Origin of the sequence: Mesorhizobium sp. 131-2-1 (genome assembly GCF_016756535.1) — a bacterium.
Classification (GTDB): domain Bacteria; phylum Pseudomonadota; class Alphaproteobacteria; order Rhizobiales; family Rhizobiaceae; genus Mesorhizobium.
This window is the reverse complement of the sequence record NZ_AP023247.1, coordinates 815,453-836,958: the sequence shown is the minus strand read 5'-3', so window position 1 is coordinate 836,958 and position 21,506 is coordinate 815,453. Positions and strand designations below refer to the sequence as shown.

Below are 21,506 nucleotides of genomic sequence, written 5' to 3'. Positions count from 1 at the left end.
CCGCCCAGCGTGCAATCGCCGCTGGTACTGGAACCGTTAGATAGGTATGCCTGCCTTTGATTTGAATGATTGCGCCTAGCGTTCTATATGCTTTGGATGTTGAACGCTATGCGACCACGGCCCGCTCTCTGGCTGGCGGTCCGGCCAGGACAGGGATCGAATTGGCGGACGATATGGGTTTCTTCGACTTCGGCACGATTTTCTTTCTGATTGCGGCGGTTGTGATCTTTTTCCAGCTGCGCAACGTGCTGGGCCGTCGCACGGGCAGCGAGCGCCCGCCCTTTGACCCCTATGCGGCGAGCCGCACGCGCGAGCAGGAGGCAGCCCAGAAATCGGAGAATGTCGTTTCGCTGCCGCGCAAGCGGGCGCCGGGGGAACCGGCCGTCGACGCCTATGCCGACATCGATGCCTTCGCCAAGCCCGACACCGATCTCAACAAGGGCCTGAGGACGATCAAGGACGCCGATCCGGCCTTCGAGCCGAAGGGTTTTGTCGACGGCGCCAAGATGGCCTACGAGATGATCGTCATGGCCTACGCCGACGGCGACCGTAAGACGCTGAAGAACCTGCTGTCGCGCGAGGTCTTTGACGGTTTCGTCGCCGCGATCGGCGAGCGCGAGGCGAAGTCGGAGAAGATCCAGTCCTCTTTCGTCGGCATCGACAAGGCCGACATTGTCGCGGCCGAGATGAAGGGCGGCGAGGCGCACATCACGCTGCGCATCGTCAGCGAGCTGATTTCGGCGACCCGCGACAAGGCCGGCGCCGTCATCGACGGCGACCCCGAAACCGTCGCCGAGGTCAAGGACGTCTGGACCTTTGCCCGCGACACGCGCTCGCGCGATCCGAACTGGAAGCTCGTCGCCACCGAAGAAGAAGATTGAGCCCGGGCGGCGGCGGTGTCGCTCTCTTCCCTTTTCAGCGAAAAAACCTTTGGCGAACTGCCCGGCTGGGATGAGGACGACCACTGTGTCGCCTATGCCGCGTTCCGCCGCTCGGCCTTCCATGTCCTGACCAAACCCTATCGCACCGGCTCGCTCGGCGTTGGCTTCGACGCGTTCGCCGAGGCCTATCGCGAGGCGCGTGCCGTTCCGGCGCCGAATCGGTCCGAGGCGCGATCCTTCTTCGAACGGCATTTCGTTCCCGCCCATGTCGCTGCGGAAACCGGCGGCGCCGGTCTCGTCACCGGCTTCTATGAGCCCGAGGCCGAGGCCTCGCCGGTGCGGACGGACCGCTTCACGGTGCCGCTGCTCTCCCGCCCGGCCGATCTGGTCGACGTCGACGACGCCAGCCGGCCGTCCGGCATGGATCCCTATCTCGCTTTTGCCCGGCAGGCGTCGGATGGATTGGCCGAGTATTTCGACCGCGCCGCCATCGAGCGCGGCGCGCTTGATGGCCAGGGGCTGGAGATCGCCTGGCTCGCCGACAAGGTCGACGCCTTCTTCATCCATGTCCAGGGCGCGGCGCGGCTGAAGCTGACCGATGGCCGGCTTTGCCGCGTCACCTATGCCGCCAAGTCCGGCCAGCGCTTCACAGGGCCCGGCAAGATCTTGAGCGAGATCGGCGAAATACCGCTGGCGAAGGTGACGATGCAGTCGATCCGCGCCTGGTTCAAGGCGCACCCGGACCGCGTCGACGAGATCCTCTGGCAGAACCGCTCCTATATCTTCTTCCGCGAAGCGCCGGTCGACGATGCCGGGCTTGGCCCGATCGCCGCCGCCAAGGTGCCATTGACGCCCGGCCGCTCGCTCGCCGTCGACCGGCTGCTGCACACATTCGGCACGCCCTTCTACATCGACGCGCCGACGCTCGCCGCTTTCGGCGACGGCCCGTTCCGCCGCCTGATGATCGCGCAGGACACCGGCTCGGCCATCACCGGTCCGGCGCGGGGCGATCTCTTTGCGGGCAGCGGCGACGCCGCTGGCGAGATCGCCGGCGTCGTCCGCAACGCCGCCGATTTCTATGCGCTGATCCCGCGCCAACTCGTTTCGGGGGCGTTGCCATGACCCGCCGCATCGACCGGCTGAGCGAGGACGACCGCATCCTGTGGAACCTGGTGGCGCGCACCGCGAAACCGCTGAAGGGCAAGGCCGTCGACATGCCCGACATGGTGGTCGAGGCCAAGCCGGTGCCGCCGCCGGCTCCCGCCGCTGCCAGTCCGGCCGCGGCCGCCAAGCCGAAGACGCAGCACGTCTCGCACGCATTGGACGACCAGACGCTGAACAAGCTTGCGAAGGGCCGCCTGCCGATCGAGGGCCGCGTCGACCTGCACGGCATGACCCAGGACGAGGCCTATTCGCTGTTGTTTTCGTTCCTGCACCGCGCGCACGCCGGCGGCATCCGCTACGTGCTGATCATCACCGGCAAGGGCTCGTCTTCGGGCGGCGACGGCGTCTTGCGGCGCGCCGTGCCGGCCTGGCTTTCGACGCCGGCCTTCCGGCCGCTGGTCTCCAGCCACGACCACGCCGCGCGCAACCATGGCGGCTCCGGCGCACTCTATGTCCGGCTGCGGCGGACGCGCGCATGAGATTTACCCCATGACCCCGTTCGGCGAAAAGCTGCGCGCGCTGCGCGCCGAGCGCGGCCTCAGCCAGAAGGCGATGGCCGAGGCGATCGGCGTCAGCGCCGCCTATCTGTCGGCGCTGGAGCACGGCCGCCGCGGCGCGCCGACCTGGACGCTGATCCAGAAGATCATCGGCTATTTCAACGTCATCTGGGACGATGCCGAGGAATTGGCGCGCCTCGCCGAGGCCTCGCATCCGCGGGTGCGGATCGACACGTCGGGCCTGACGCCCGCCGCCACCGAACTCGCCAATCTCCTGGCTGAAAACATCGAGAAGCTGGATGAGGCCGAGCTTCGCCGGATCACGACGTCGGTCCGCGCGGCGCTGGGGCGGCGGGCCTGATCTCACGCCATCTCGTTGTTTTGACGCGATTCCGGGCGGATAGCTGTTTCTCGGGCGCCGGCATTCGTTTCACCGCAAGCATGCCCGCTGGCGGGTAGCCAGCGGGCATGTCGCCAGATCACTTTGCGCCGGTGTGGCCGCCGCGACCGCCGTGATCGCCATGCTCGTGTCCACCGCCGAGGCAGCTCGAGTCGCCGGTAGCGCAACAGCGGCCGGCCCACACGTCGTTGGTCGACGTCTGGCTGCAACTGACGGTCTGGTCCGCCAGGGCGGATCCGGCCATGGACGACACCGCGACGGCGGCGAGCAGGGCATTTCGCAGAAAAGCAGTCATTTGAAGTCTCCAGGGTTGGTTTCTGTACGCGGCTGTGTGTCGCCGGCAGAGACGGTTTGGTTCACGGAGACCGCAAAGAAATTGTTGGGAAGGCGGTGCACTGCGCTGCCCGCCGAAATCTCATCCAATGCAATGCCGCCCTTGAGGGCAGCATCGGACGACCTGGTTGGAGAAATCAGACCGCGCGGCGGGACGCCCGCGTCAACGGCGCAAATCGAAATGAATCACAGCTGAAACTACTGCACGGCTCCGACCAGCACCTGCTGGCCGCCGCGGATCGACACCCAGCGCCCGGTGTTGTCGATCGCCTGCCGCTTGAGGAAGCGGTAGCCGGTCTCGTCCCAGGCCTTGACCTTGTCGTTCAGATTGTCGAGCACATAGTCGCCCTCGTCGGTGCGCACAGTCAGCACCGCATGGCCTTCGCCATCGGGTTTGCGCACAACGGTGATCAGCAGGTCGGCGAGCGATACGCCCATGCGGTAGAGCTGGCGCCGCTTTTCCAGCACATAGTCCTCGCAGTCGCCGACGCCGTTGTCGGGATAGGCCCAGACCTCATCCTTGCCGTAGATGTCGAAATCGCTCATCGGCTTGACGGCGGCGTTGACCCTGGCGGTGACGCTGGCGAGCTTGCGCAGGAAGGCATCCGTCATCTTGGCCGGCGCCAGATTGGCCGGGCGGATCGAGCATTCGCCGGGATTTGCCTTGCAGAAATCGTAATGTCCGATCGGCTGCGAGGTCAGGCCGCCGGTGACCATCGCTCCCGCGGCGGATGCGGGCGCCGCCCACAATCCCGAAATCGCCAGCCCTGCGACCGCACACAAGCGCAGCGTCCGTGCCATCGGTGAGGAAATCATTGTCCCCGTTCGCCCTTGTTGTTAACGAAACGTTAAGGGCGATTTACAGTCCGTGTCAATTATGAGTCTGACCTGATTGGCGGCATGGTTACTTCCGCGATCCTGACAGCGGCACTTGTGCAACAGGACGACCGGGACGCGCCGAAGGCTGCCGTGACGGCGCCCCGATCTTCCGCCTCGCTCAGCCCTTGGCCGAGCGCACCAGCCTCGGCTTCGCCGCGACGCGGGTCTGGCGGCCGTAGCTGGTGATGAAATCGACGATGCGCGGCACGATCTCAGAGCGGAAGCGCGAGCCGTTGAAGACGCCGTAGTGGCCGACCGCCGGCTGCATGTAGTGGGCCTGCCGGTCGGCCGGGATGTTGACGCACAGATCGTGCGCGGCCTGGGTCTGGCCGAGGCCGGAAATGTCGTCGTTCTCGCCCTCGACCGTGAACAGTGCGACGTTGCGGATCGCCGAGGTGTCGACCGGATCGCCGCGATGCATCATCTCGCCCTTGGGCAAGGCATGGCGCACGAACACAGTGTCGACCGTCTGCAGGTAGAATTCCGCCGTCAGGTCCATCACCGCCAGATATTCGTCGTAGAAATCGCGGTGCTTCTCGGCGTTGTCGCCATCATGCTTCACAAGGTGCATGAAGAAGTCCTTGTGGGCGATGATGTGGCGGTCGAGATTCATGCTCATGAAGCCCGAAAGCTGCAGGAAGCCGGGGTAGACCTCGCGGCCGAAGCCGGGCACCGGCCACGGCGCCTGCATGATGACGTTGTCGCGGAACCAGCCGATGCCCTTCTGCTCGGCAAGCAAATTCACCGCCGTCGGGTTGCGCCTCGTGTCAATCGGCCCGCCCATCAGCGTCATGGTCGAGGGCACGAAGGGGTCGCCCCTCCTTTCCATCAGCGCCACCGCCGCCAGCACCGGCACCGAAGGCTGGCACACCGCCATCACATGGGTGTCGGGCCCGAGCGCGTGGAACATCTCGATGATGTAGTCGATATAGTCGTCGAGATCGAAGCTGCCCTCGGCGACCGGCACCATACGCGCATCGACCCAGTCGGTGATGTGCACGTCGGCATAGGGCAGCATCGCCTCCACCGTGCCGCGCAGCAGCGTCGCGTAGTGGCCCGACATCGGCGCCACGATCAGAAGCTTCGGATCGGGCTTGCGCCCGGCGGGAACGGCCCGCTCGAAACGGATCAGGTTGCAGAAAGGCTTCGACCACACGGTCTTTTCGCTGACGTCGACGGTCTTCCAGTCGACCGTGGTCTTGGTCAGGCCGAATTGCGGCTTGCCGTAGCGGCGCGTCGTGCGCTCGAACAGTTCGGCGGTCGCCGCGACCGAGCGGCCCCAGGGCGTGTGCGAGATCGGGTTGAGCGGGTTGGTGTAGAACATCCGCACCGCGTCGGCATAGACGCGGGCGGGCTGCAGCGCAGCGTGGTTCATTTCGTAGAGCTGGTAGTACATCGAGAAGACCCCGCTGCTGCCTGCCACCAAAGAACGACGAGCAGCGCCGAGCCTTGAATGTCTCGCGGCGAGGTTAACAAGATATTGTTGCGATGCAATACGTCATGTCGAGTGATCAATGCTTCTTTCGTCTAAAGCGTTGGAAATCCGCCTTGAACGGCCGAGCCGGCTCACTGTGCGTTGCCGAAGTGTGTAGGAAATATGTCCGGCCCCCTTGCCGGACATGTCAGACATATCACACGCGCGCCATGCACACGGCGGTGTGGCCCGAGCCGATGAATCCGAGCTGGCTGGCTGCGCCCTTGGAGAGATCGAGCACGCGCCCCTTGATGAACGGGCCGCGGTCGTTGATGCGCACGACGACACTGCGGCCGTTGTTCTTGTTGGTGACCTTGAGCTTGGTGCCGAAGGGCAAGGTGCGGTGCGCGGCGGTCAGCGCCGACGGGTTCATACGCTCCCCGGAAGCGGTGCGGGAGTGCAGCGCGTACCAGGAGGCGCGGCCGCATTGCGCGGCGGCGGACGAGGCGGAGGCGCCGACCATCAGGCCAGCCGCTACCGTTACCGCGACAAGCGCGGTCTGTTTTGTCTTCATCATCTTTGGGGAATGGCTCCGTTTGGACAGACCCCAGCCGTTAAGAATGAATTAAGGCAGGAAATGCGGCCGTCATCTGGCGGTTCCATGGCAATGGCACACGTTTGGAGTCGCCGGGAAACAGTTTGTCATGAGTCTTGCCGCCCGGGCGGCGTATTTTCGATGGTCATTCGCACCAGTCTTCTGGTCTTGTCAGGCTAGATCGGGCATCAATACGCAAGTACAGACGGGTGCGATTGGATCGCTTCCTTCTGCTCTTTCATTGCCGCCGTGACTGAGTTGACGATCGACTTGGGAAGGGAATTCCACCGATGCGACTGATGCGGTTTGTTCTGGCGCTGATTGTCTTTGCGATCGGCCTGCTCTGGTCCCTTCAGGGTCTCGGTCTTGTCCGGGGGAGCTTCATGACCGGCCAGACGCATTGGCTCTATATCGGAATACTGACGATGCTGGTGGGGCTGCTCGGACTCGGTTGGGCGAGCCGCTCCCGCATCTGACCGCCGGCATCACATGGATGCCGACATAGCCTAAGCGAAGAGGTGATCGAGGATCCGCCCCTCGATGCTCGCGAGCTCGACCGAGCCGCGCCGGCGCGGCCGCGCCACCGGCACATCGAGGTCGAGCGCGATCCGTCCTTCGCCGATCACCACCACCCGGTCGGCCAGCGCGACGGCCTCGGCGACGTCATGCGTCACCAGCACGGCGGTGAATTTCTGATCGAGCCAGATGCGTTCCAGAAGCTGCTGCATTTCGATGCGGGTCAATGCGTCGAGCGCGCCGAGCGGCTCGTCCAGCGCCAGGATGCGCGGCTGGCCGACCAGCGCGCGGGCGAGCGCCACGCGCTGCTTCTGGCCGCCGGACAGCACCGAGGGCCATTCGTCGGCGCGGTCGGCGAGACCGACCTTGCCGAGCAGGGCCAGCGCGCGCTGCCGCGCTTCCCTGCCGGCGGCGAGGCCGGTCAGCCCGACCTCGACATTCTTCGCCACGCTGGCCCAGGGCAACAGCCGCGGCTCCTGGAACATGAAGCGCGTGCGGCCTTCCTCCTCGGCGCCCAGCGTCAGCGAGCCCGCCGTCGGCCGATCGAGCCCGGCGAGCAGCCGAAGCAGCGTGCTCTTGCCGCAGCCGCTCTTGCCGATGACGGCGAGGAACTGCCCGGCCGGGACGTCGAGGTCGATGCCGTCGAGCACCAGCTTGTCGCCGAAGCGTTTCCCCGCGCCCTTGAAGGCGAAGGCCCGCCGTCCCTCGACGGATCTCGTCGGGCGCGCCGGCGTTGGCGTGGCGACGAAGGCGCGGACGGCGGTCAGGCTGGCGGCAGGCATCGAAAGCTCATCCGTTCTGGAACGCGGGGTGCCAGCCGAGCGACAGCCGCTCGAGCAGGCGGGCGAGGCTGTCGGCGAGCTTGCCGAGCAGCGCGTAGATCAGGATCGACAGCACGACCACGTCGATCAGCAGGAACTCGCGCGCCTGCATGGCCATGTAGCCGAGGCCGGAGCTGGCCGAGATCGTCTCGGCCACGATCAGCGTCAGCCACATGATGCCCAGCGCATAGCGCAGGCCGACGAAGATCGAAGGCAGCGCGCCGGGCAGGATCACACGCCCGAACAGCGCGCGCCGGTCCATGCCGTAGACCCGGCCCATCTCGACCAGATGCGGGTCGACGCCCTGGATGCCGAGCAGCGTGTTGACGTAGATCGGGAAGAACACGCCGAGCGCCACCAGGAAGAGTTTGGCCTCCTCGTCGATGCCGAACCAGAGGATAACCAGTGGGATCAGCGCCAGATGCGGGATGTTGCGGATCATCTGCAGCGTCGTGTCGGTCAGGCCGCGGCTGAGCCGCGACAGCCCGTTGGCCAGCCCCAGCGCGAAGCCGATCGAGCCGCCAATGGCAAAGCCGGACAGCGCGCGCGCCGTGGAGACGCCGATGTTGCGGATCAGTTCGCCGGAGAGCGTCAGCCGCCAGAAGGCTTCCGCCACCGCGCTCGGCGCCGGCAGTACGTTGGCCGGCATGAGGCCGGCGCGGCTGGCGATCTCCCAGCCGGCGATGATCGCTGCTGGCAGCAGCCAGCCAATGCCGTTCCTGCCGAGAGGCGCGGTGAGGCGCGCGGCGAGGCTCATGACGAGGCCTGCAGGCGGTTGGCGCCGTGGAAGCCGACCGAGAATTCGTTGGCAATGTCTCGGTGGGCGTTGAGCCGCTTTGTGCCGAGTCCGAGGCGCGGGAACAAGAGTTCGGCGACGCGGTAGGCTTCCTCCAGATGCGGGTAGCCGGAGCCGATGATGGTGTCGATGCCGATCGCCTGGTATTCGCGGATGCGCTCGACGATCTGGTCCGGCGTGCCGACCAGCGCCGTGCCCGCGCCGCCGCGCACCAGGCCGACGCCGGCCCACAGGTTGGGCGAGACGACCAGCCTGTCGCGGCGGCCGCCATGCAGTTCCGCCATGCGCCGCTGCCCGACCGAATCCATTTCCTTGAGGAAGCGCGCCTGCGCGTTCTCGATCTGCGCGTCGGTGACATGGCTGATCAGGCGTTCGGCGGCGCTCCAGGCCTCCGCCTCGGTCTCGCGGACGATGAAATGCAGCCTGATGCCGAAGCGCAGCTTGCGGCCGCGCGCTGCGGCCTTGTCGCGCGCCGAGGCGATCTTCTCGGCGACCTGCGCCGGCGGCTCGCCCCAGGTCAGGTACATGTCGACCAGATCGGCGGCGAGCTCCTGTCCGGCATCGGAAGAGCCGCCGAAATAGAGCGGCGGCCGTTCCTGCAGCGGCAGAAGGTCGAGCCGGCCGTTCTCGACGCGGTAATGCTTGCCGTCGAAATTCACCCGCTCGCCGGACACCAGGCCGCGCCAGATGGTGAGGAATTCGCGCGCCTGCGCATAGCGCTCGTCATGCGGCAGGAACACGCCGTCGCCGGCAAGCTCGGTCGGATTGCCGCCGACCACGACATTGAGCAGCAGGCGGCCATTGCTCAGCCGGTCGAGCGCCGCGGTCTGGCGCGCGGCGAAGGTCGGCAGCGTCACGCCGGGCCTGAGCGCCACCAGGAATTTCAGCTTCTCGGTCAGCGTCGCCAGGCCGGTGGCGGTGATCCAGGAATCCTCACAGTTCTGGCCGGTCGGCAGCAGCACGCCCGGAAAGCCAAGCCGGTCGACGGCCTGCGCGATCTCCTTGAAGTAGCCGAACTCCGGCGGCCGCTGCTGCTTCTCCGAGCCGAGGTAGGAGCCGTCGCCATGCGTCGGGATGAACCAGAAGAAATCGAGCGGCGCGGCGTTGGTTGTCATGGCTTCCATCGGGGATGAGGTCCAAGCGGAGGCGGCGCCGGACAGTGCTGCCCGGCGCCGCTGGCGAAAAAAGATCAGTTACCGGGGGCGGTCCATACGGCGTCCGAGACCCTGACCGCCTTCGGGATCAGGCCGAGCTTGAAGAAGCGGTCGGCGGTCGCCTGCTGGCCGGCGACGATCTCGTCGGTGATCGGGTAGATGCCGAACTTGATGCGGTTGGCGGCGATCGTCTGCGCGTCGAGCGGCACGCCGGTCACCTCATGCAGCGCCGCGGCCACCTTGTCGCGGTTCTGGTCGGCCCATTTCGCCGCCTCGCCGAGGGCTGCGATCGTCGTCGAGACGAAGTCCGGATGCGCCTTGGCGAAATCCTTGTTGGCGAGGAAATAGGTGTTGACCTTGAGCACGTCGCTGGAGCGGACAAGCACGCGCGGCTGGTAGCGCGTCTCGGCGATGGCGAAGAACGGATCCCACACCGCCCAGGCGTCGATCTGGTCGCTGGCGAAGGCGGCCGCCGCGTCGGCGGGGCTGAGATAGACGGGCGTGATCTGGTCGAAGGGGATGCCGGCCTTCTCGAGCGCAGCTACGACAAGATTGTGCGCGCTGGTGCCCTTGCCGACGCCGATGCGCTTACCCTTGAGGTCGGCGAGCGACTGGATCGGCGAGGCCGGCTTGACGAAGATCGCCTCGCCCTGGCCGTTGGACGGCAGCGCGGCGGCGTAGACGATGTTGGCGCCGGCCGACTGACCGAAGATCGGCGGCGCGTCGCCGGTCCAGCCGACATCGATGGCGCCGACGTTGAGCGCTTCCACCAGCGGCGGGCCGGCGGTGAACTCGACCCATTTGACCGTCACGCCCTTGTCGGCAAGCACCTTCTCGATGAACTGCTGCTGCCTGGCGATGACCGGCAGGCCGGTCTTCTGGTAGCCGATGTTGAACTGCTTGAGGTCCTCGGCGGCGGCGCCGAAGGAGGTAGTGCCGAGGGCGACGGTCGCCGCCAGCAGGCCGAGGCCGAAAACGCGTCTTGTCAGGTTGAACATGATCCCACTCCATCGCTGCGTGCCGGAAGATGAGATCAGGCTAGGTAAGTCTATAAATTTAGTAGAGGAACGATTTTGCAAGTTGCCTAGAAAGCGTGGAATTGTTTTCTGCCGGATTCCGGTTTTCGTGGCTAACCCAACCCCTTCACTGCGACCAGTATTGCCACGCCCAATAAAAACTCTCGTCACGCGGTGGCAGCCGGTCGCGGTCGGTGTCCAGCCGGACCGGGACCGGCGATTTGGGCTGGTCCTCGAGCGGCCGGCCCTGCCTGTTCCAGGCCAGCAGCCAGTTGCCAACATGGGCGAACAGCACGGCGGTGGAATGGGTCATCATCATTCTCTCCTGCTTTTCCGGTTGGTCACTCCCGTCCCGCCCAGGGAACGAGCACGCGCTCGATCCGGCGGATGATGAATTCCAGCACGAAGGCGATGGCCGCGATCACCAGTATGCCCATCACGACGACGTCGGTGACGAGGAACTGGGCCGCCGACTGGATCATGAAGCCGAGCCCGCGCGTCGCCGCTACCAGCTCGGCGGCGACCAGCGTCGACCAGCCGGCGCCGAGCGCGATGCGCAGGCCGGTGAGGATGGAGGGCAGCGCGCTGGGCAGGATAACGTGGCGGACAAGCTGCGTGCGCGTGGCGCCGAGCGAGCGCGCCGCGTTGATGCGCTCCTGCGAGACGCCGCGCACGCCGGACGCCGTCGACAGCGCCACCGGCGCCAGCATGGCAATCGTGATCACCAGGATCTTCGACGGCTCGCCGATGCCGAACCAGATGACGACCAGCGGCAAATAGGCGAGCGGCGGGATTGGCCGCAGAAACTCGAGCAGCGGATCGAAGATGCCGCGCCCGATGGTGCTGATGCCGATGGCAAGGCCGACCGGAACGCCGACCAGCAGCGCCGCGACCAGTGCGGCGAACACGCGGCCGAGGCTGGCGGCAATGTGCTGGACCAGCGTCGCGTCGACGAAGCCGTCGCGGGCGACCGAGACGAACTTGGCCCACACGGCTGCCGGCGAAGGGAGGAAGACCGGCGACACAAGCTGCAGCCGGGCCGCCAGCGTCCACGCCGCCAGCACCGCCAATATCGTCACCGCGCTGACCGCGCGCGCCGAGACCCCGCGCCGCTTCGGTCGCGACGGTGACCACGGCACGGAGAGCGCGTCGGTCTCGTCCGCCTTGGATGTCGGCCGCTCGGTGTAGGAGGTCACGCTCACGCTGCCTCTCCCTCGACGATCGCGTCGGTCAGGTCTGCGCGGGCCGCGGCAAAAGCCGAATCGGCCTTGATGCTGCGGATGGGTTCGCCGGCGGCGTAGCGCCGGCTGAATCCGGTCTCGAATGTGCGCACGACACGCCCTGGTCCAGGCGCCAGCACGACGATGCGGGTGGCGAGCACCAGCGCTTCCTCGATGCCATGCGTGACCATCAGCACGCCGACCTGGGCTGCCGCCCAGAGATCGAGCAGCGTCGTCTGTATGCGCTCGCGCGTCAGCGCGTCGAGCGCGCCGAGCGGCTCGTCGAGCAGCAGGAATTCCGGTTCGGCGGCCAGCGCCCGGGCCAGGCCTATGCGCTGGCGCATGCCGCCGGACAGTTCCCAGATGTGCTTGTCGCCGGCATTGTCGAGCTTGACCAGTTTCAGCAGCGCGTCGGCGCGCCGTGCCCGTTCCTGAGGATGAACGCCACGCAGCCGAAGCGCGAAGGCCACATTTTCCCGCGCCGTCAGCCAGGGAAACAGCGCGTCGTTCTGGAACACGACGGCGCGGTCCGGTCCGGGCGCGGTGATTGGCCTGCCGCCGATCGAGGCCGCGCCGCGCGCCGGTTCGACCAGGCCGGCGGCGACATTGAGCAGCGAGGTCTTGCCGCAGCCGGAGCGGCCGACCAACACGACGAAATCGCCCTTGGCCATGTCGAGCGAGACACGCTCGATGGCGGGTGCGGCCTGGCCGTCATAGTGGACCGAGACCTTGTCGAGCACGAGATGCGACATCGGCTGCTCCGGAGGTTGAGAGCAAAAGTTCCGCCTGCCCCGGAACCGATCCTCGTCGACGGTCTCGGGGCAGGCAGCGCGCGGCGTCAGGGAAGAGGACGCGCGTTTGGGATAGTGCACGTCCGGAACCGGAGGCCAGTTCCAGGCCCATGCCTCAGTTCGAGGCCAGCGCCTCGCTGACATATTTCGACGACACATATTTCGAGTAGTCGGGCAGCACGGCGTCGATCTTGCCCTGCTCCTTGAGGAAGGCCGACGCCGCCTCGATCGCCTTGACGGTGCCGCCGCCGAGGAACTTGTCGGAAGCCTGCTCCTCGAGCGTCGGGAAGACGTAGCCCTTGAGCAGTTGCGGCACCTCCTCCACCTTGGCGCCGGTGAGCTTGGCGATCTTGGCGGCCTCGGGCGACGACACCGACCACGCGTCGGGCTTGGCCAGGAACTTGGCATAGGCGTCGCCCGTCACCTTGACGAAGTCGCGCACCGCCTCCGGATGCTTGTCGGCGAAGTCGGTGCGCACGATCCAGGCGTCGAAGGTCGGCGCGCCCCAGGCGGCGACCTGCGAGGAATCGAGCACCACCTTGCCGGTCGTCTTGATCTGGCCGAGCGCCGGATCCCAGACATAGGCCGCGTCGATGTCGCCGCGTGCGAAGGCGGCGGCGATTTCCGGCGGTCTGAGGTTGAGAATCTCGACCGACTTCGGATCGACGTTTTCGTGCTTCAGCGCCGCAAGCAGGCTGTAATGCGTGGTCGAGACGAACGGCACCGCCACCTTCTTGCCAGCGAGGTCGGCGACCTTCTCGATGCCGGCGCCGTTGCGGGCGACCAGCGCTTCCGATTCGCCGATCAGGCCGACGATGAAGATGGTCTGGATCGGCAGCTCGCGGCTGGCGGCGGCCGCCAGCGGGCTCGACCCGACATAGCCGATATCGACCGAGCCGGAAGCGACGGCGGCGATCACGTCGGCGCCGGAATCGAATTTCCGCCAGTCGATCGCGGCCTTGGTCGCCTTCTCATAGGTGCCGTCGGCCTGCGCCACTTTCGAGGGTTCGACCACCGTCTGGTAGCCGATAGTGATCTTGAGGTCGTCGGCCTGCGCCGGACCGAGGAAGGCAGCGCCGGCGAGTGCGGCCGACGACAGCAGGACAATGCGTCGTGAAATGGTTGACATGAAAGGCTCCATAAAAGGCGAGAAACAGGATTGCCTTTTCATAGTCAGCTAATTCTATCGGGTTTGTGGAGTTAAATTCTTTCAACCGAAGCGGGGTGAGCGGAAAAAAGCTGCTGGCGATGGGCGGAGGGAACGGAAAGGTGGTTGGGATTGGCCAAGCGTCGGTGGCTGGTTGCAGGAGCGGGACGGTCCGCGATTGGCCGAAGCCTCCGAGCTTCGTCATCCCTGGGCGGAGCGACGCGAAGCGGAGCGCAGACCCTGGGATCCATGCCGTGACATCAGAGCGTAGCCTACGGTGCAGAACCCTCTTTTGGGAAGCGATGGCCTTCATTCTGCGCCAATGCATTCGTCGGCGGAAGTCACGGCATGGATTCCAGGGTCTCCGCGACGTCGCTTCGCTCCTGCCTTCGCCCTGGAATGACGAAGTGATAAGCGTTCGCGCCGTTCTCCGGCGCCGGCAACGAAGGCCGCTATTGCGATCAGAGGCAGCGATGCGAACCGGAATTCCTCGTGATGCCACAATCCCGCAAATCCATGCCTCAAATGGCGCCTGAATTGGAACCGCGTTCCCTCTCTTGCTCGATAAGTACAGTATCCTTATCGACATTAGGGAGTTGAGAACGATGAGCGATCCGACCTATCATGCTCAGCCAATCGCTCGTGGCGTGGCCATCCACCTCGCGGACATCCCGGCGATGCGGTGTGAAATCGCCGCAGTCGCCTGAAAACGAAGCAATATCAACAGCTCTGGCTTGTATATCATGTCACTAGAATTTATGTGTCATGGATGCCCGGACGCCGTCGAAATGCGTGCCCGGCGCTCGATGGTCGATGGCCGCCGGCCATCGCATGACAGAGAATCGTTCGGTCCATGCTTACGAAAAAAGGCAAGTACGGCCTCAAGGCGCTGGTCCATCTGGCGCAATTGCCGGCCGGGCAGCTTGCCTTCGTCGGCGATGTCGCCGCCGCCAACAACATCCCGAAGAAATTCCTCGACGCCATTCTCGGCGAACTGCGCAATGCCGGCTTCGTCCAGAGCCGCAAGGGCAAGGAGGGCGGCTACCGCCTGGCGCGGCCGGCCGACGAGATCAAGGTCGGCCATGTCGTGCGCGTGCTCGACGGGCCGCTTGCCCCCATTCCTTGCGCCAGCCGCACCCAATATCAGCGCTGTGAAGACTGCAACGAGGCGACATGCCAAGTCCGTCATCTGATGCTGGAGGTCCGGCAGGCGATCGCCGAGGTGCTCGATCAGCGCAGCCTCGCCGAGATGCGCGACATCGCTGGCGACGACGACCTTTCGCTCGAGCTCAAGATCAAGGCCTGAGCCGGCCGCCGCACAGGCAGGTGCGCGCATGAGCAGCGCGCGCGTCAACTCGATCATCATTGTCGGCGGCGGCGCCAGCGGCGTCGTGCTTGCCGCGCACCTGCTCAAATCGGCCAATCCCGACCTGCGCGTCACGCTGATCGAGAAGCGCCCGCATTTCGGACAGGGCATGGCCTATTCGACGCTGCTTTCCGCCCATGTGCTGAATGTCAACGCCTCCGGCATGAGCGCCTATGCCGACGACCCCGGCGATTTCGCGCGCTGGCTGCTGCAGCGCGGTCTCGCCAGTCCGGACCAGGGGCCGTTTTACGCGCCGCGCAGCCTCTATGCCCGCTATCTCAAGGAATTGCTGGACGAGCTCGAGGCCCGCGAACGCGAGACCGGCCGGCTGCGCCTGATCCGCGAAGAAAGCCTGTCGATCTCGCCGACCGCGTCCGGGGTCGAGGTGGCTTTAGCCAACGGCACCAGCGTGGTCGCTCATCTTGCCGTGCTCGCCACCGGCCATGACGAGCGGCCGGGCGCCGGCCAGGGCCATGCGATCCGCATGGGTACGGAGGCCGACACCGCGATCGACCCGGACGACCGGGTGCTGGTGCTGGGCACGGGCTTGAGCATGGTCGACGCCTTCCTGTCGCTGGAGCAGCGCGGCCATCGCGGCGAAATCGTCGCCGTGTCCCGGCGCGGCCTCCTGCCTTCGCCGCATCGCAAGGGCAATCCGATCAAGCTCGACGTCGCCGACATTCCGCTCGGCACCCAGCTTTCCTATTTCGTTGGCTGGTTCCGCGACCTGATCCGCGAGAATCAGAAGGCCGGCATCGACTGGCGCGACGTCGTCGACGGTCTGCGGCCCTTCAACCAGAAGATCTGGCAGAACTGGCCGTCCTCGGCCAAGCGCCGCTTCGTCGAGCACACCAAGGCCTGGTGGGACATCCACCGGCATCGCCTGGCGCCGGAGGTCCATGCCCGCGTCACCGAGGCGGTGCAGTCCGGCCGCATCCGCCCTGTCGCCGGCCGTGTCGTCGGCATCGAGGCGGGCGACTCATTTTCGGTGGAGATCCAGTCCCGCCACACCCAGGCGCTCGAGACGCTGGAGGTCGCCCGCATCTACGACTGCACTGGTATCGCCAGGGACATCTCGACCACCTCGAACAGCGTTGTCCGCTCGCTGGTCGACCGTGGGCTGGCGCGGCCCGATCCGCTGCGCCTCGGCCTCGACGTGTCAGCCAATTGCGAGATCATCGCCGGCGACGGCACCGTCTCGGCCAAGATCCTCGCCGTCGGCCCGCTGACGCGCGGCACCTTCTTCGAGATCGACGCCATCCCCGATATCCGCGTCCAGTGTGCGAGGTTGAGCAAGCTGTTGCTGGGGTAGGCAGGGCTTTTGGGCCCCTCCCTTCGTCATCCTAGGGCAAAGCAGGAGCGAAGCGACGCAGCGCAGACCCTAGGGCGTGGACTCAACGTGTCGCAGCCATATTCGGAGCGATGCGAGATTGAGGATGGCCAGGTAGTTGCGTGCGAGCTTGTCAAAGCGGGTTGCGGCCCGGCGGAATTGCTTGAGCCTGCAGAAGAAGCGTTCGATGCGGTTGCGCTCCCGGTAGAGCTCTGGCGGAACCACACGTTTATTCTTGACGTGACGGCGGGTTGGAATGTTGGCCGAGCCACCGGTTCTGGCAATGAGAGCAACTAACGGCCAGCTGTCGTAGCCTTTGTCAGCGACAAGCGCCTTTGCCGGCGGCAACCCTTCAATCAGCTGCGGGGCGATGGTCTTATCGGATGCCTTGCCCTCGGTGATAAGCAAACGGATGGGCAGACCATCCTGATCGACAAGGGCATGAACCTTGGTGCTTAGTCCGCCATGAGAACGGCCAATGGCGTTATCCGGACCCCCTTTTTACCGCCCGCGGCATGCTGGTGAGCGCGGATTATCGAACTGTCGATTAAGTGCAAAGACTGTGGTGACTTAGCCGCCAGGGCTTCAAACATCGCCAACCAGACACCTCTCTTGGCCCAGCGGTTGAAGCGATTGTAGACCGTGGTGTAGGGGCCATACCGTTCGGGCAGATCGCGCCAAGGCGATCCGGTCCTCAAAACGTAAAATATGCCATTTACCACCCGCCGATCATCGACCCGCTTCTTGCCCAAACCGTGCGGCGGCAGAAGCGGCTCCACGATTTGCCATTCCGTCTCGCTTAGATCGTAGCGTGCCATCATCGCCTCCAAATCAAGGCGTTGAATCACTGCTTCAAACGTCGTGCAAGGGTTGAGTACGCGCTCTAGGATCCATGCCGTGACCTGCGAACGCCGCAGCGGTGCAGAAAGACTTTGGCCGGTCGGACGGTGATGGTACTGGAACGCTGCATTCCCCGGCCTCGGGCACGGCATGGATCCTCGGGTCAAGCCTGAGGATGACGACGGCAGGGTCTGGAATTCCATTCCCCGTCTGGTCCTCCGATTGGCACGATCTATCTTCTTTCCGACTGCGATCGGCTGGAAAAGACGCTAGGTTTTCACCCATGGAGCGCCTGACATGAGCGAGCACAGGAAAGCCGCACCCGGCAGTGCCCCGCCGGAGAGCACCCTCTCCCGCCTGCGCCCGCCCTATGCCTCGGTGCTCGACCTGATCGGCCAGACGCCTATCGTCGAGCTGACCAAATTCGACACCGGCAAGTGCCGGCTGTTCATCAAGCTCGAAAGCCAGAACCCCGGCGGCTCGATCAAGGACCGTATCGCGCTGTCGATGATCGCCGCCGCCGAAAGGCAGGGCAAGCTGCGCCCCGGCGGCACCATCGTCGAGGCGACCGCGGGCAATACCGGCCTCGGTCTTGCCCAGGTCGGCATCCCCAAGGGCTATCGCATCATCCTCGTCGTCCCCGACAAGATGTCGCGCGAAAAAATCCAGCATCTGCGCGCGCTCGGCGCCGAGGTGCGCATGACCCGCTCCGATGTCGGCAAGGGCCATCCCGAATATTACCAGGACATGGCCGAGAAGATCGCCGCCGAAACGCCTGGCGCCTTCTACGCCAACCAGTTCGCCAATCCGGCCAACCCGCTGGCGCACGAGACCACGACCGGCCCGGAAATCCTCGCCCAGCTCGACGGCGATGTCGACGCGGCGGTGGTCGGCGTGGGCTCCGGCGGCACGCTGACCGGGCTTGGCCGTTATTTCGCGAAACATTCGCCGAAGACCGAGATGGTGCTGGCCGACCCGGTCGGCTCGGTGCTGGCGCCGCTGATCAAGACCGGCAAGATGGAAGAGGCCGGCAGCTGGACCGTCGAAGGCATAGGCGAGGATTTTGTGCCGCCCAATGCCGACCTGTCGCTGGTCAGGAAGGCCTACTCCATCCCCGACAAGCAGAGCATGCTGGCGGTGCGCGATCTTTTGTCCCGCGAGGGCATCCTCGCCGGTTCGTCCTCCGGCACGCTTTTGTCGGCAGCACTGCGCTATTGCCGCGAGCAGACGGTGCCGAAGCGCGTCGTCACCTTCGTCTGCGACAGCGGCAACAAATACCTGTCGAAAGTCTTCGACGATTTCTGGCTGGCCGAGCAGGGCCTGGCCGAGCAGGAGCAGCATGGCGATTTGCGCGACCTCGTCATGCGCTCGCACCGCACCGGCGACACCGTCTGGGTCGGCCCGGACGAAAGCCTGCTCAACGCCTATGGCCGCATGCGCCGCTCGGACGTCTCGCAACTGCCGGTGCTCGACAATGGCAAGCTCGTCGGCATCGTCGACGAGGGCGACATCCTGGCCAAGGTCGACGGCCCCTATGACGGCCGCTGGGACCGCTTCAATGGCCCGGTGCGCACCGCCATGACCTCCAACCTGCACACGCTGCAGGCCAGCCAGACGCTCGATGCGCTGCTGCCGGTGTTCGACCGCAACGAGGTCGCCATCGTCTTCGATGGCGACGAGTTCATCGGCCTGATAACCCGCATCGACCTGATCAACCATCTGAGGCGCCGCGCAAGATGACCAGCAATGCAACGGGCAAGAACCGCCTGGCCTTTTCGACCCGCACCATCCATGGCGGCCAGAGCCACGACCCGACCACGGGCGCGGTGATGGTGCCGATCTACGCCACCTCCACCTATGGCCAACAGTCGCCCGGCGTGCACAAAGGGTTCGAATACGCCCGCAGCCAGAACCCGACGCGCTTCGCCTTCGAACGCGCGGTGGCCGATCTCGAAAGCGGCACGAAAGCCTTCGCCTTCGCGTCCGGCCTGGCTTCGATCTCGACCGTTCTGGAACTGCTCGATGCCGGCGACCACATCGTCGCCACCGACGACATCTATGGCGGCACTTTTCGCTTGCTGGAGCGGGTGCGCAAGCGCTCGGCCGGATTGCAGGTCAGCTTCGCCGACTTCACCGACCTTGCCGCCGTCGAAGCCGCGATCCGCCCGGAGACAAAACTGCTCTGGGTCGAGACGCCGACCAACCCGCTGCTGCGCATCGTCGACCTCGAAGCGGTCGCCGCATTGGCGAAGCGCAAGGGCCTGCTCAGCGTTGCCGACAACACCTTCTGCAGCCCCTACATCCAGCGGCCGCTGGAGCTCGGCATCGACATCGTCGTCCATTCGACGACCAAATATCTGAACGGCCATTCCGACATGGTCGGCGGCGTCGCGGTCGTCGGCGACGACAAGGACCTCGCCGACCGGCTGAAATTCCTGCAGAACGCCATCGGCGCCATCTCCGGCCCCTTCGACAGCTTTTTGGCGCTGCGCGGCATCAAGACCCTGGCGCTGAGGATGGAGCGCCACTCCGCCAACGGCCTGAAGATCGCGCAATGGCTGGAGGCGCGGAAGGATGTCCGCCGCGTCATCTATCCCGGCCTCGCCAGCCACCCGCAGCACGAGATCGCGAAACGCCAGATGCACGCCTTCGGCGGCATGATCTCGGTCGATCTCGACCGTGACCTTGCCGGTACAAAGCGCTTCCTCGAACGCACGCAGCTGTTCACGCTCGCCGAAAGCCTCGGCGGCGTCGAAAGCCTGATCGAGCATCCGGCGCTGATGACGCACGGCTCGATTCCGGCGGAAAAGCGCGGCGCCATCGGCATCTCCGATTCGCTGGTGCGTTTGTCAGCCGGCATCGAGGACGGCGACGATCTGATAGCGGATCTGGAGCAGGCGTTGAAGGGGTGAGGGTCTTGGGCGCAATCGTCGTGATCCTTCGCGCTCCCCTCAATCATGTGGGCGTATCATTCGTCATTCTAGGGCGGAGCAAGGAGCGAAGCGACGCGCGCAGATCCTAGAATCCATGCCGCGACGCACGAGCATCGCAGCGGTGCAGAACGTTCACTAGCCAATTCCGCGAAATAGCTCGAACCATTCCGGATTGGTCTTCTCGATCAGCTCGACCTTCCATCGGCGTGGCCAGCGCTTCAGTGATGTCTCACGCTGGATAGCATCGGTGATGTCGAAGTATTCCTCGTACCAGACCAGACGCTGCACACCATAACGGCTGGTGAAGCTGGAGCCTTGGCCGGTCTTGTGCTCGGGCATCCGACGAGCAAGGTCATTGGTGACACCGATATAGATTGTGCCGCCTTTCTGGCTTGCGGCCATGTAGACGTAGCCGGTCATCTGGCGATCTTAGCTGGCGCAGTCATCGGCGGCTATTCTGGACCGTTGCGTTCTTGGCCAAGGTCACGGCATGGATTCTAGAGCGCGTACTCAACCCTTGCACGACGTTTGAAGCAGTGATTCAACGCCTTGATTTGGAGGCGATGATGGCACGCTACGATCTAAGCGAGACGGAATGGCAAATCGTGGAGCCGCTTCTGCCGCCGCACGGTTTGGGCAAGAAGCGGGTCGATGATCGGCGGGTGGTAAATGGCATATTTTACGTTTTGAGGACCGGATCGCCTTGGCGCGATCTGCCCGAACGGTATGGCCCCTACACCACGGTCTACAATCGCTTCAACCGCTGGGCCAAGAGAGGTGTCTGGTTGGCGATGTTTGAAGCCCTGGCGGCTAAGTCACCACAGTCTTTGCACTTAATCGACAGTTCGATAATCCGCGCTCACCAGCATGCCGCGGGCGGTAAAAAGGGGGTCCGGATAACGCCATTGGCCGTTCTCATGGCGGACTAAGCACCAAGGTTCATGCCCTTGTCGATCAGGATGGTCTGCCCATCCGTTTGCTTATCACCGAGGGCAAGGCATCCGATAAGACCATCGCCCCGCAGCTGATTGAAGGGTTGCCGCCGGCAAAGGCGCTTGTCGCTGACAAAGGCTACGACAGCTGGCCGTTGGTTGCTCTCATTGCCAGAACCGGTGGCTCGGCCAACATTCCAACCCGCCGTCACGTCAAGAATAAACGTGTGGTTCCGCCAGAGCTCTACCGGGAGCGCAACCGCATCGAACGCTTCTTCTGCAGGCTCAAGCAATTCCGCCGGGCCGCAACCCGCTTTGACAAGCTCGCACGCAACTACCTGGCCATCCTCAATCTCGCATCGCTCCGAATATGGCTGCGACACGTTGAGTCCACGCCCTAGGGTCTGCGCGCGTCGCTTCGCTCCTTGCTCCGCCCTAGAATGACGAAGCGCCATTTGCGATCGTCCTGCCCACGAGAGGG

General features: G+C 65.1%; 24 protein-coding genes. 10 read left to right on the top strand and 14 right to left on the bottom strand.

The features are described from left to right. The first annotated feature begins 173 nt into the window (after positions 1-173). The 4 genes from JG743_RS04015 to JG743_RS04000 are packed head-to-tail and all read left to right on the top strand — an operon-like array spanning position 174 to position 2,903. Positions 174-881: a Tim44/TimA family putative adaptor protein gene (locus JG743_RS04015; RefSeq protein ID WP_202298553.1), complete on the top strand. Its 708-nt coding sequence runs from the start codon at positions 174-176 to the stop codon at positions 879-881. 15 nt (positions 882-896) lie between these two features. Continuing rightward, a complete protein-coding gene (gene mltA / locus JG743_RS04010; RefSeq protein ID WP_202298552.1) occupies positions 897-2,003 on the top strand; it encodes a murein transglycosylase A in 1,107 nt (368 codons plus the stop codon). Further along, on the top strand, positions 2,000-2,524 hold the full coding sequence (locus tag JG743_RS04005) for a Smr/MutS family protein (protein ID WP_202298551.1): 525 nt from the start codon (positions 2,000-2,002) through the stop codon (positions 2,522-2,524). Before mltA ends, JG743_RS04005 begins: the two co-directional genes overlap by 4 nt. A 10-nt stretch (positions 2,525-2,534) precedes the next feature. Beyond that, positions 2,535-2,903, top strand: coding sequence for a helix-turn-helix domain-containing protein (locus tag JG743_RS04000; RefSeq protein ID WP_202298550.1), 369 nt, complete (start codon positions 2,535-2,537; stop codon positions 2,901-2,903). Between the two features lie 118 nt (positions 2,904-3,021). Here JG743_RS04000 and JG743_RS03995 read toward each other — a convergent pair whose 3' ends face one another. From JG743_RS03995 to JG743_RS03980, 4 genes are all read right to left on the bottom strand, one after another. Beyond that, entirely contained in the window at positions 3,022-3,237 is a 216-nt protein-coding gene (locus JG743_RS03995; RefSeq protein WP_202298549.1) for a hypothetical protein, read from the bottom strand. Positions 3,238-3,473: 236 nt separating this feature from the next. Continuing rightward, positions 3,474-4,091, bottom strand: a complete 618-nt coding sequence (locus tag JG743_RS03990; protein WP_202298548.1) for a transglutaminase-like cysteine peptidase — start codon at positions 4,089-4,091, stop codon at positions 3,474-3,476. Between the two features lie 181 nt (positions 4,092-4,272). Further along, positions 4,273-5,550, bottom strand: coding sequence for a polyhydroxyalkanoate depolymerase (locus JG743_RS03985; RefSeq protein ID WP_202298547.1), 1,278 nt, complete (start codon positions 5,548-5,550; stop codon positions 4,273-4,275). A gap of 235 nt (positions 5,551-5,785) precedes the next feature. After that, positions 5,786-6,145: a septal ring lytic transglycosylase RlpA family protein gene (locus JG743_RS03980; RefSeq protein WP_127284871.1), complete on the bottom strand. Its 360-nt coding sequence runs from the start codon at positions 6,143-6,145 to the stop codon at positions 5,786-5,788. A gap of 308 nt (positions 6,146-6,453) precedes the next feature. Here JG743_RS03980 and JG743_RS03975 point away from each other — a divergent pair, with 308 nt between their 5' ends. Beyond that, positions 6,454-6,639, top strand: a complete 186-nt coding sequence (locus JG743_RS03975; RefSeq protein ID WP_202298546.1) for a hypothetical protein — start codon at positions 6,454-6,456, stop codon at positions 6,637-6,639. A 30-nt stretch (positions 6,640-6,669) separates the two neighbouring features. Here the strand turns inward: JG743_RS03975 and JG743_RS03970 are convergent, their stop codons facing one another. From JG743_RS03970 to tauA, 8 genes are all read right to left on the bottom strand, one after another. After that, entirely contained in the window at positions 6,670-7,461 is a 792-nt protein-coding gene (locus JG743_RS03970; protein ID WP_202298545.1) for an ATP-binding cassette domain-containing protein, read from the bottom strand. 7 nt (positions 7,462-7,468) lie between these two features. Further along, on the bottom strand, positions 7,469-8,257 hold the full coding sequence (locus tag JG743_RS03965; RefSeq protein ID WP_202298544.1) for an ABC transporter permease subunit: 789 nt from the start codon (positions 8,255-8,257) through the stop codon (positions 7,469-7,471). Then, positions 8,254-9,411, bottom strand: coding sequence for an FMNH2-dependent alkanesulfonate monooxygenase (gene ssuD, locus JG743_RS03960; protein WP_202298543.1), 1,158 nt, complete (start codon positions 9,409-9,411; stop codon positions 8,254-8,256). Before ssuD ends, JG743_RS03965 begins: the two co-directional genes overlap by 4 nt. A 74-nt stretch (positions 9,412-9,485) precedes the next feature. After that, entirely contained in the window at positions 9,486-10,448 is a 963-nt protein-coding gene (locus JG743_RS03955) for a sulfonate ABC transporter substrate-binding protein (RefSeq protein WP_202298542.1), read from the bottom strand. A 145-nt stretch (positions 10,449-10,593) separates the two neighbouring features. Further along, the gene (locus tag JG743_RS03950) at positions 10,594-10,782 is read right to left on the bottom strand and encodes a hypothetical protein (RefSeq protein WP_342215695.1); all 189 of its coding nucleotides are present in this window, start codon (positions 10,780-10,782) and stop codon (positions 10,594-10,596) included. A gap of 25 nt (positions 10,783-10,807) precedes the next feature. Further along, complete coding sequence (locus tag JG743_RS03945; RefSeq protein WP_202298541.1) at positions 10,808-11,668, bottom strand: ABC transporter permease subunit; 861 nt, start codon at positions 11,666-11,668, stop codon at positions 10,808-10,810. After that, entirely contained in the window at positions 11,665-12,438 is a 774-nt protein-coding gene (locus tag JG743_RS03940) for a taurine ABC transporter ATP-binding protein (protein WP_202298540.1), read from the bottom strand. Before JG743_RS03940 ends, JG743_RS03945 begins: the two co-directional genes overlap by 4 nt. A gap of 154 nt (positions 12,439-12,592) precedes the next feature. Next, on the bottom strand, positions 12,593-13,606 hold the full coding sequence (tauA, locus tag JG743_RS03935) for a taurine ABC transporter substrate-binding protein (protein ID WP_202298539.1): 1,014 nt from the start codon (positions 13,604-13,606) through the stop codon (positions 12,593-12,595). A gap of 871 nt (positions 13,607-14,477) precedes the next feature. Here tauA and JG743_RS03930 point away from each other — a divergent pair. Both JG743_RS03930 and JG743_RS03925 read left to right on the top strand, forming a co-directional pair. Further along, positions 14,478-14,930, top strand: coding sequence for an RrF2 family transcriptional regulator (locus tag JG743_RS03930; protein WP_202298538.1), 453 nt, complete (start codon positions 14,478-14,480; stop codon positions 14,928-14,930). Between the two features lie 28 nt (positions 14,931-14,958). After that, a complete protein-coding gene (locus JG743_RS03925) occupies positions 14,959-16,302 on the top strand; it encodes an FAD/NAD(P)-binding protein (RefSeq protein ID WP_202298537.1) in 1,344 nt (447 codons plus the stop codon). Between the two features lie 69 nt (positions 16,303-16,371). Here the strand turns inward: JG743_RS03925 and JG743_RS03920 are convergent. Continuing rightward, positions 16,372-17,138 (bottom strand): IS5 family transposase gene (locus tag JG743_RS03920; RefSeq protein WP_202292541.1). Its coding sequence is split into 2 segments (ribosomal slippage): positions 16,372-16,800 and positions 16,803-17,138, totalling 765 coding nucleotides; the frame shifts between segments, so codons are not numbered across the junction. Between the two features lie 319 nt (positions 17,139-17,457). Between JG743_RS03920 and JG743_RS03915 the strand changes: the two genes are divergently transcribed. Beyond that, on the top strand, positions 17,458-18,900 hold the full coding sequence (locus JG743_RS03915) for a pyridoxal-phosphate dependent enzyme (protein ID WP_202298536.1): 1,443 nt from the start codon (positions 17,458-17,460) through the stop codon (positions 18,898-18,900). Next, positions 18,897-20,072 (top strand): cystathionine gamma-synthase, encoded by a 1,176-nt coding sequence (locus JG743_RS03910; RefSeq protein ID WP_202298535.1) that lies wholly within the window; start codon positions 18,897-18,899, stop codon positions 20,070-20,072. The genes JG743_RS03915 and JG743_RS03910 overlap by 4 nt, the downstream gene beginning before the upstream one ends. A 156-nt stretch (positions 20,073-20,228) precedes the next feature. Here JG743_RS03910 and JG743_RS03905 read toward each other — a convergent pair whose 3' ends face one another. Further along, on the bottom strand, positions 20,229-20,513 hold the full coding sequence (locus tag JG743_RS03905) for a GIY-YIG nuclease family protein (protein ID WP_202298534.1): 285 nt from the start codon (positions 20,511-20,513) through the stop codon (positions 20,229-20,231). 146 nt (positions 20,514-20,659) lie between these two features. On the opposite strand from JG743_RS03905, the gene JG743_RS03900 reads away from it, so the two are divergent. After that, positions 20,660-21,426, top strand: a protein-coding gene (locus JG743_RS03900; RefSeq protein WP_202292541.1) for an IS5 family transposase whose coding sequence is annotated in 2 segments (ribosomal slippage) — positions 20,660-20,995 and positions 20,998-21,426 — 765 coding nt in all. Because the reading frame shifts where the segments join, the coding sequence is not laid out codon by codon here. The last annotated feature ends 80 nt before the right edge of the window (positions 21,427-21,506 follow it).

Excerpts from the sequence above, each read along its gene's own strand:
- JG743_RS03940 (WP_202298540.1), bottom strand. The coding sequence starts at position 12,438 with ATGTCGCATCTCGTGCTCGACAAGGTCTCGGTCCACTATGACGGCCAG.
- JG743_RS03915 (WP_202298536.1), top strand. The coding sequence starts at position 17,458 with ATGAGCGAGCACAGGAAAGCCGCACCCGGCAGTGCCCCGCCGGAGAGC.
- JG743_RS03980 (WP_127284871.1), bottom strand. The coding sequence starts at position 6,145 with ATGATGAAGACAAAACAGACCGCGCTTGTCGCGGTAACGGTAGCGGCT.
- JG743_RS03995 (WP_202298549.1), bottom strand. The coding sequence starts at position 3,237 with ATGACTGCTTTTCTGCGAAATGCCCTGCTCGCCGCCGTCGCGGTGTCG.
- JG743_RS04005 (WP_202298551.1), top strand. The coding sequence starts at position 2,000 with ATGACCCGCCGCATCGACCGGCTGAGCGAGGACGACCGCATCCTGTGG.
- JG743_RS04000 (WP_202298550.1), top strand. The coding sequence starts at position 2,535 with ATGACCCCGTTCGGCGAAAAGCTGCGCGCGCTGCGCGCCGAGCGCGGC.
- ssuD (WP_202298543.1), bottom strand. The coding sequence starts at position 9,411 with ATGACAACCAACGCCGCGCCGCTCGATTTCTTCTGGTTCATCCCGACG.
- JG743_RS03975 (WP_202298546.1), top strand. The coding sequence starts at position 6,454 with ATGCGACTGATGCGGTTTGTTCTGGCGCTGATTGTCTTTGCGATCGGC.
- JG743_RS03905 (WP_202298534.1), bottom strand. The coding sequence starts at position 20,513 with ATGACCGGCTACGTCTACATGGCCGCAAGCCAGAAAGGCGGCACAATC.
- JG743_RS04015 (WP_202298553.1), top strand. The coding sequence starts at position 174 with ATGGGTTTCTTCGACTTCGGCACGATTTTCTTTCTGATTGCGGCGGTT.
- JG743_RS03965 (WP_202298544.1), bottom strand. The coding sequence starts at position 8,257 with ATGAGCCTCGCCGCGCGCCTCACCGCGCCTCTCGGCAGGAACGGCATT.
- tauA (WP_202298539.1), bottom strand. The coding sequence starts at position 13,606 with ATGTCAACCATTTCACGACGCATTGTCCTGCTGTCGTCGGCCGCACTC.
- JG743_RS03950 (WP_342215695.1), bottom strand. The coding sequence starts at position 10,782 with ATGATGACCCATTCCACCGCCGTGCTGTTCGCCCATGTTGGCAACTGG.
- JG743_RS03930 (WP_202298538.1), top strand. The coding sequence starts at position 14,478 with ATGCTTACGAAAAAAGGCAAGTACGGCCTCAAGGCGCTGGTCCATCTG.
- JG743_RS03955 (WP_202298542.1), bottom strand. The coding sequence starts at position 10,448 with ATGTTCAACCTGACAAGACGCGTTTTCGGCCTCGGCCTGCTGGCGGCG.
- JG743_RS03990 (WP_202298548.1), bottom strand. The coding sequence starts at position 4,091 with ATGATTTCCTCACCGATGGCACGGACGCTGCGCTTGTGTGCGGTCGCA.
- JG743_RS03985 (WP_202298547.1), bottom strand. The coding sequence starts at position 5,550 with ATGTACTACCAGCTCTACGAAATGAACCACGCTGCGCTGCAGCCCGCC.
- JG743_RS03910 (WP_202298535.1), top strand. The coding sequence starts at position 18,897 with ATGACCAGCAATGCAACGGGCAAGAACCGCCTGGCCTTTTCGACCCGC.
- JG743_RS03925 (WP_202298537.1), top strand. The coding sequence starts at position 14,959 with ATGAGCAGCGCGCGCGTCAACTCGATCATCATTGTCGGCGGCGGCGCC.
- JG743_RS03970 (WP_202298545.1), bottom strand. The coding sequence starts at position 7,461 with ATGCCTGCCGCCAGCCTGACCGCCGTCCGCGCCTTCGTCGCCACGCCA.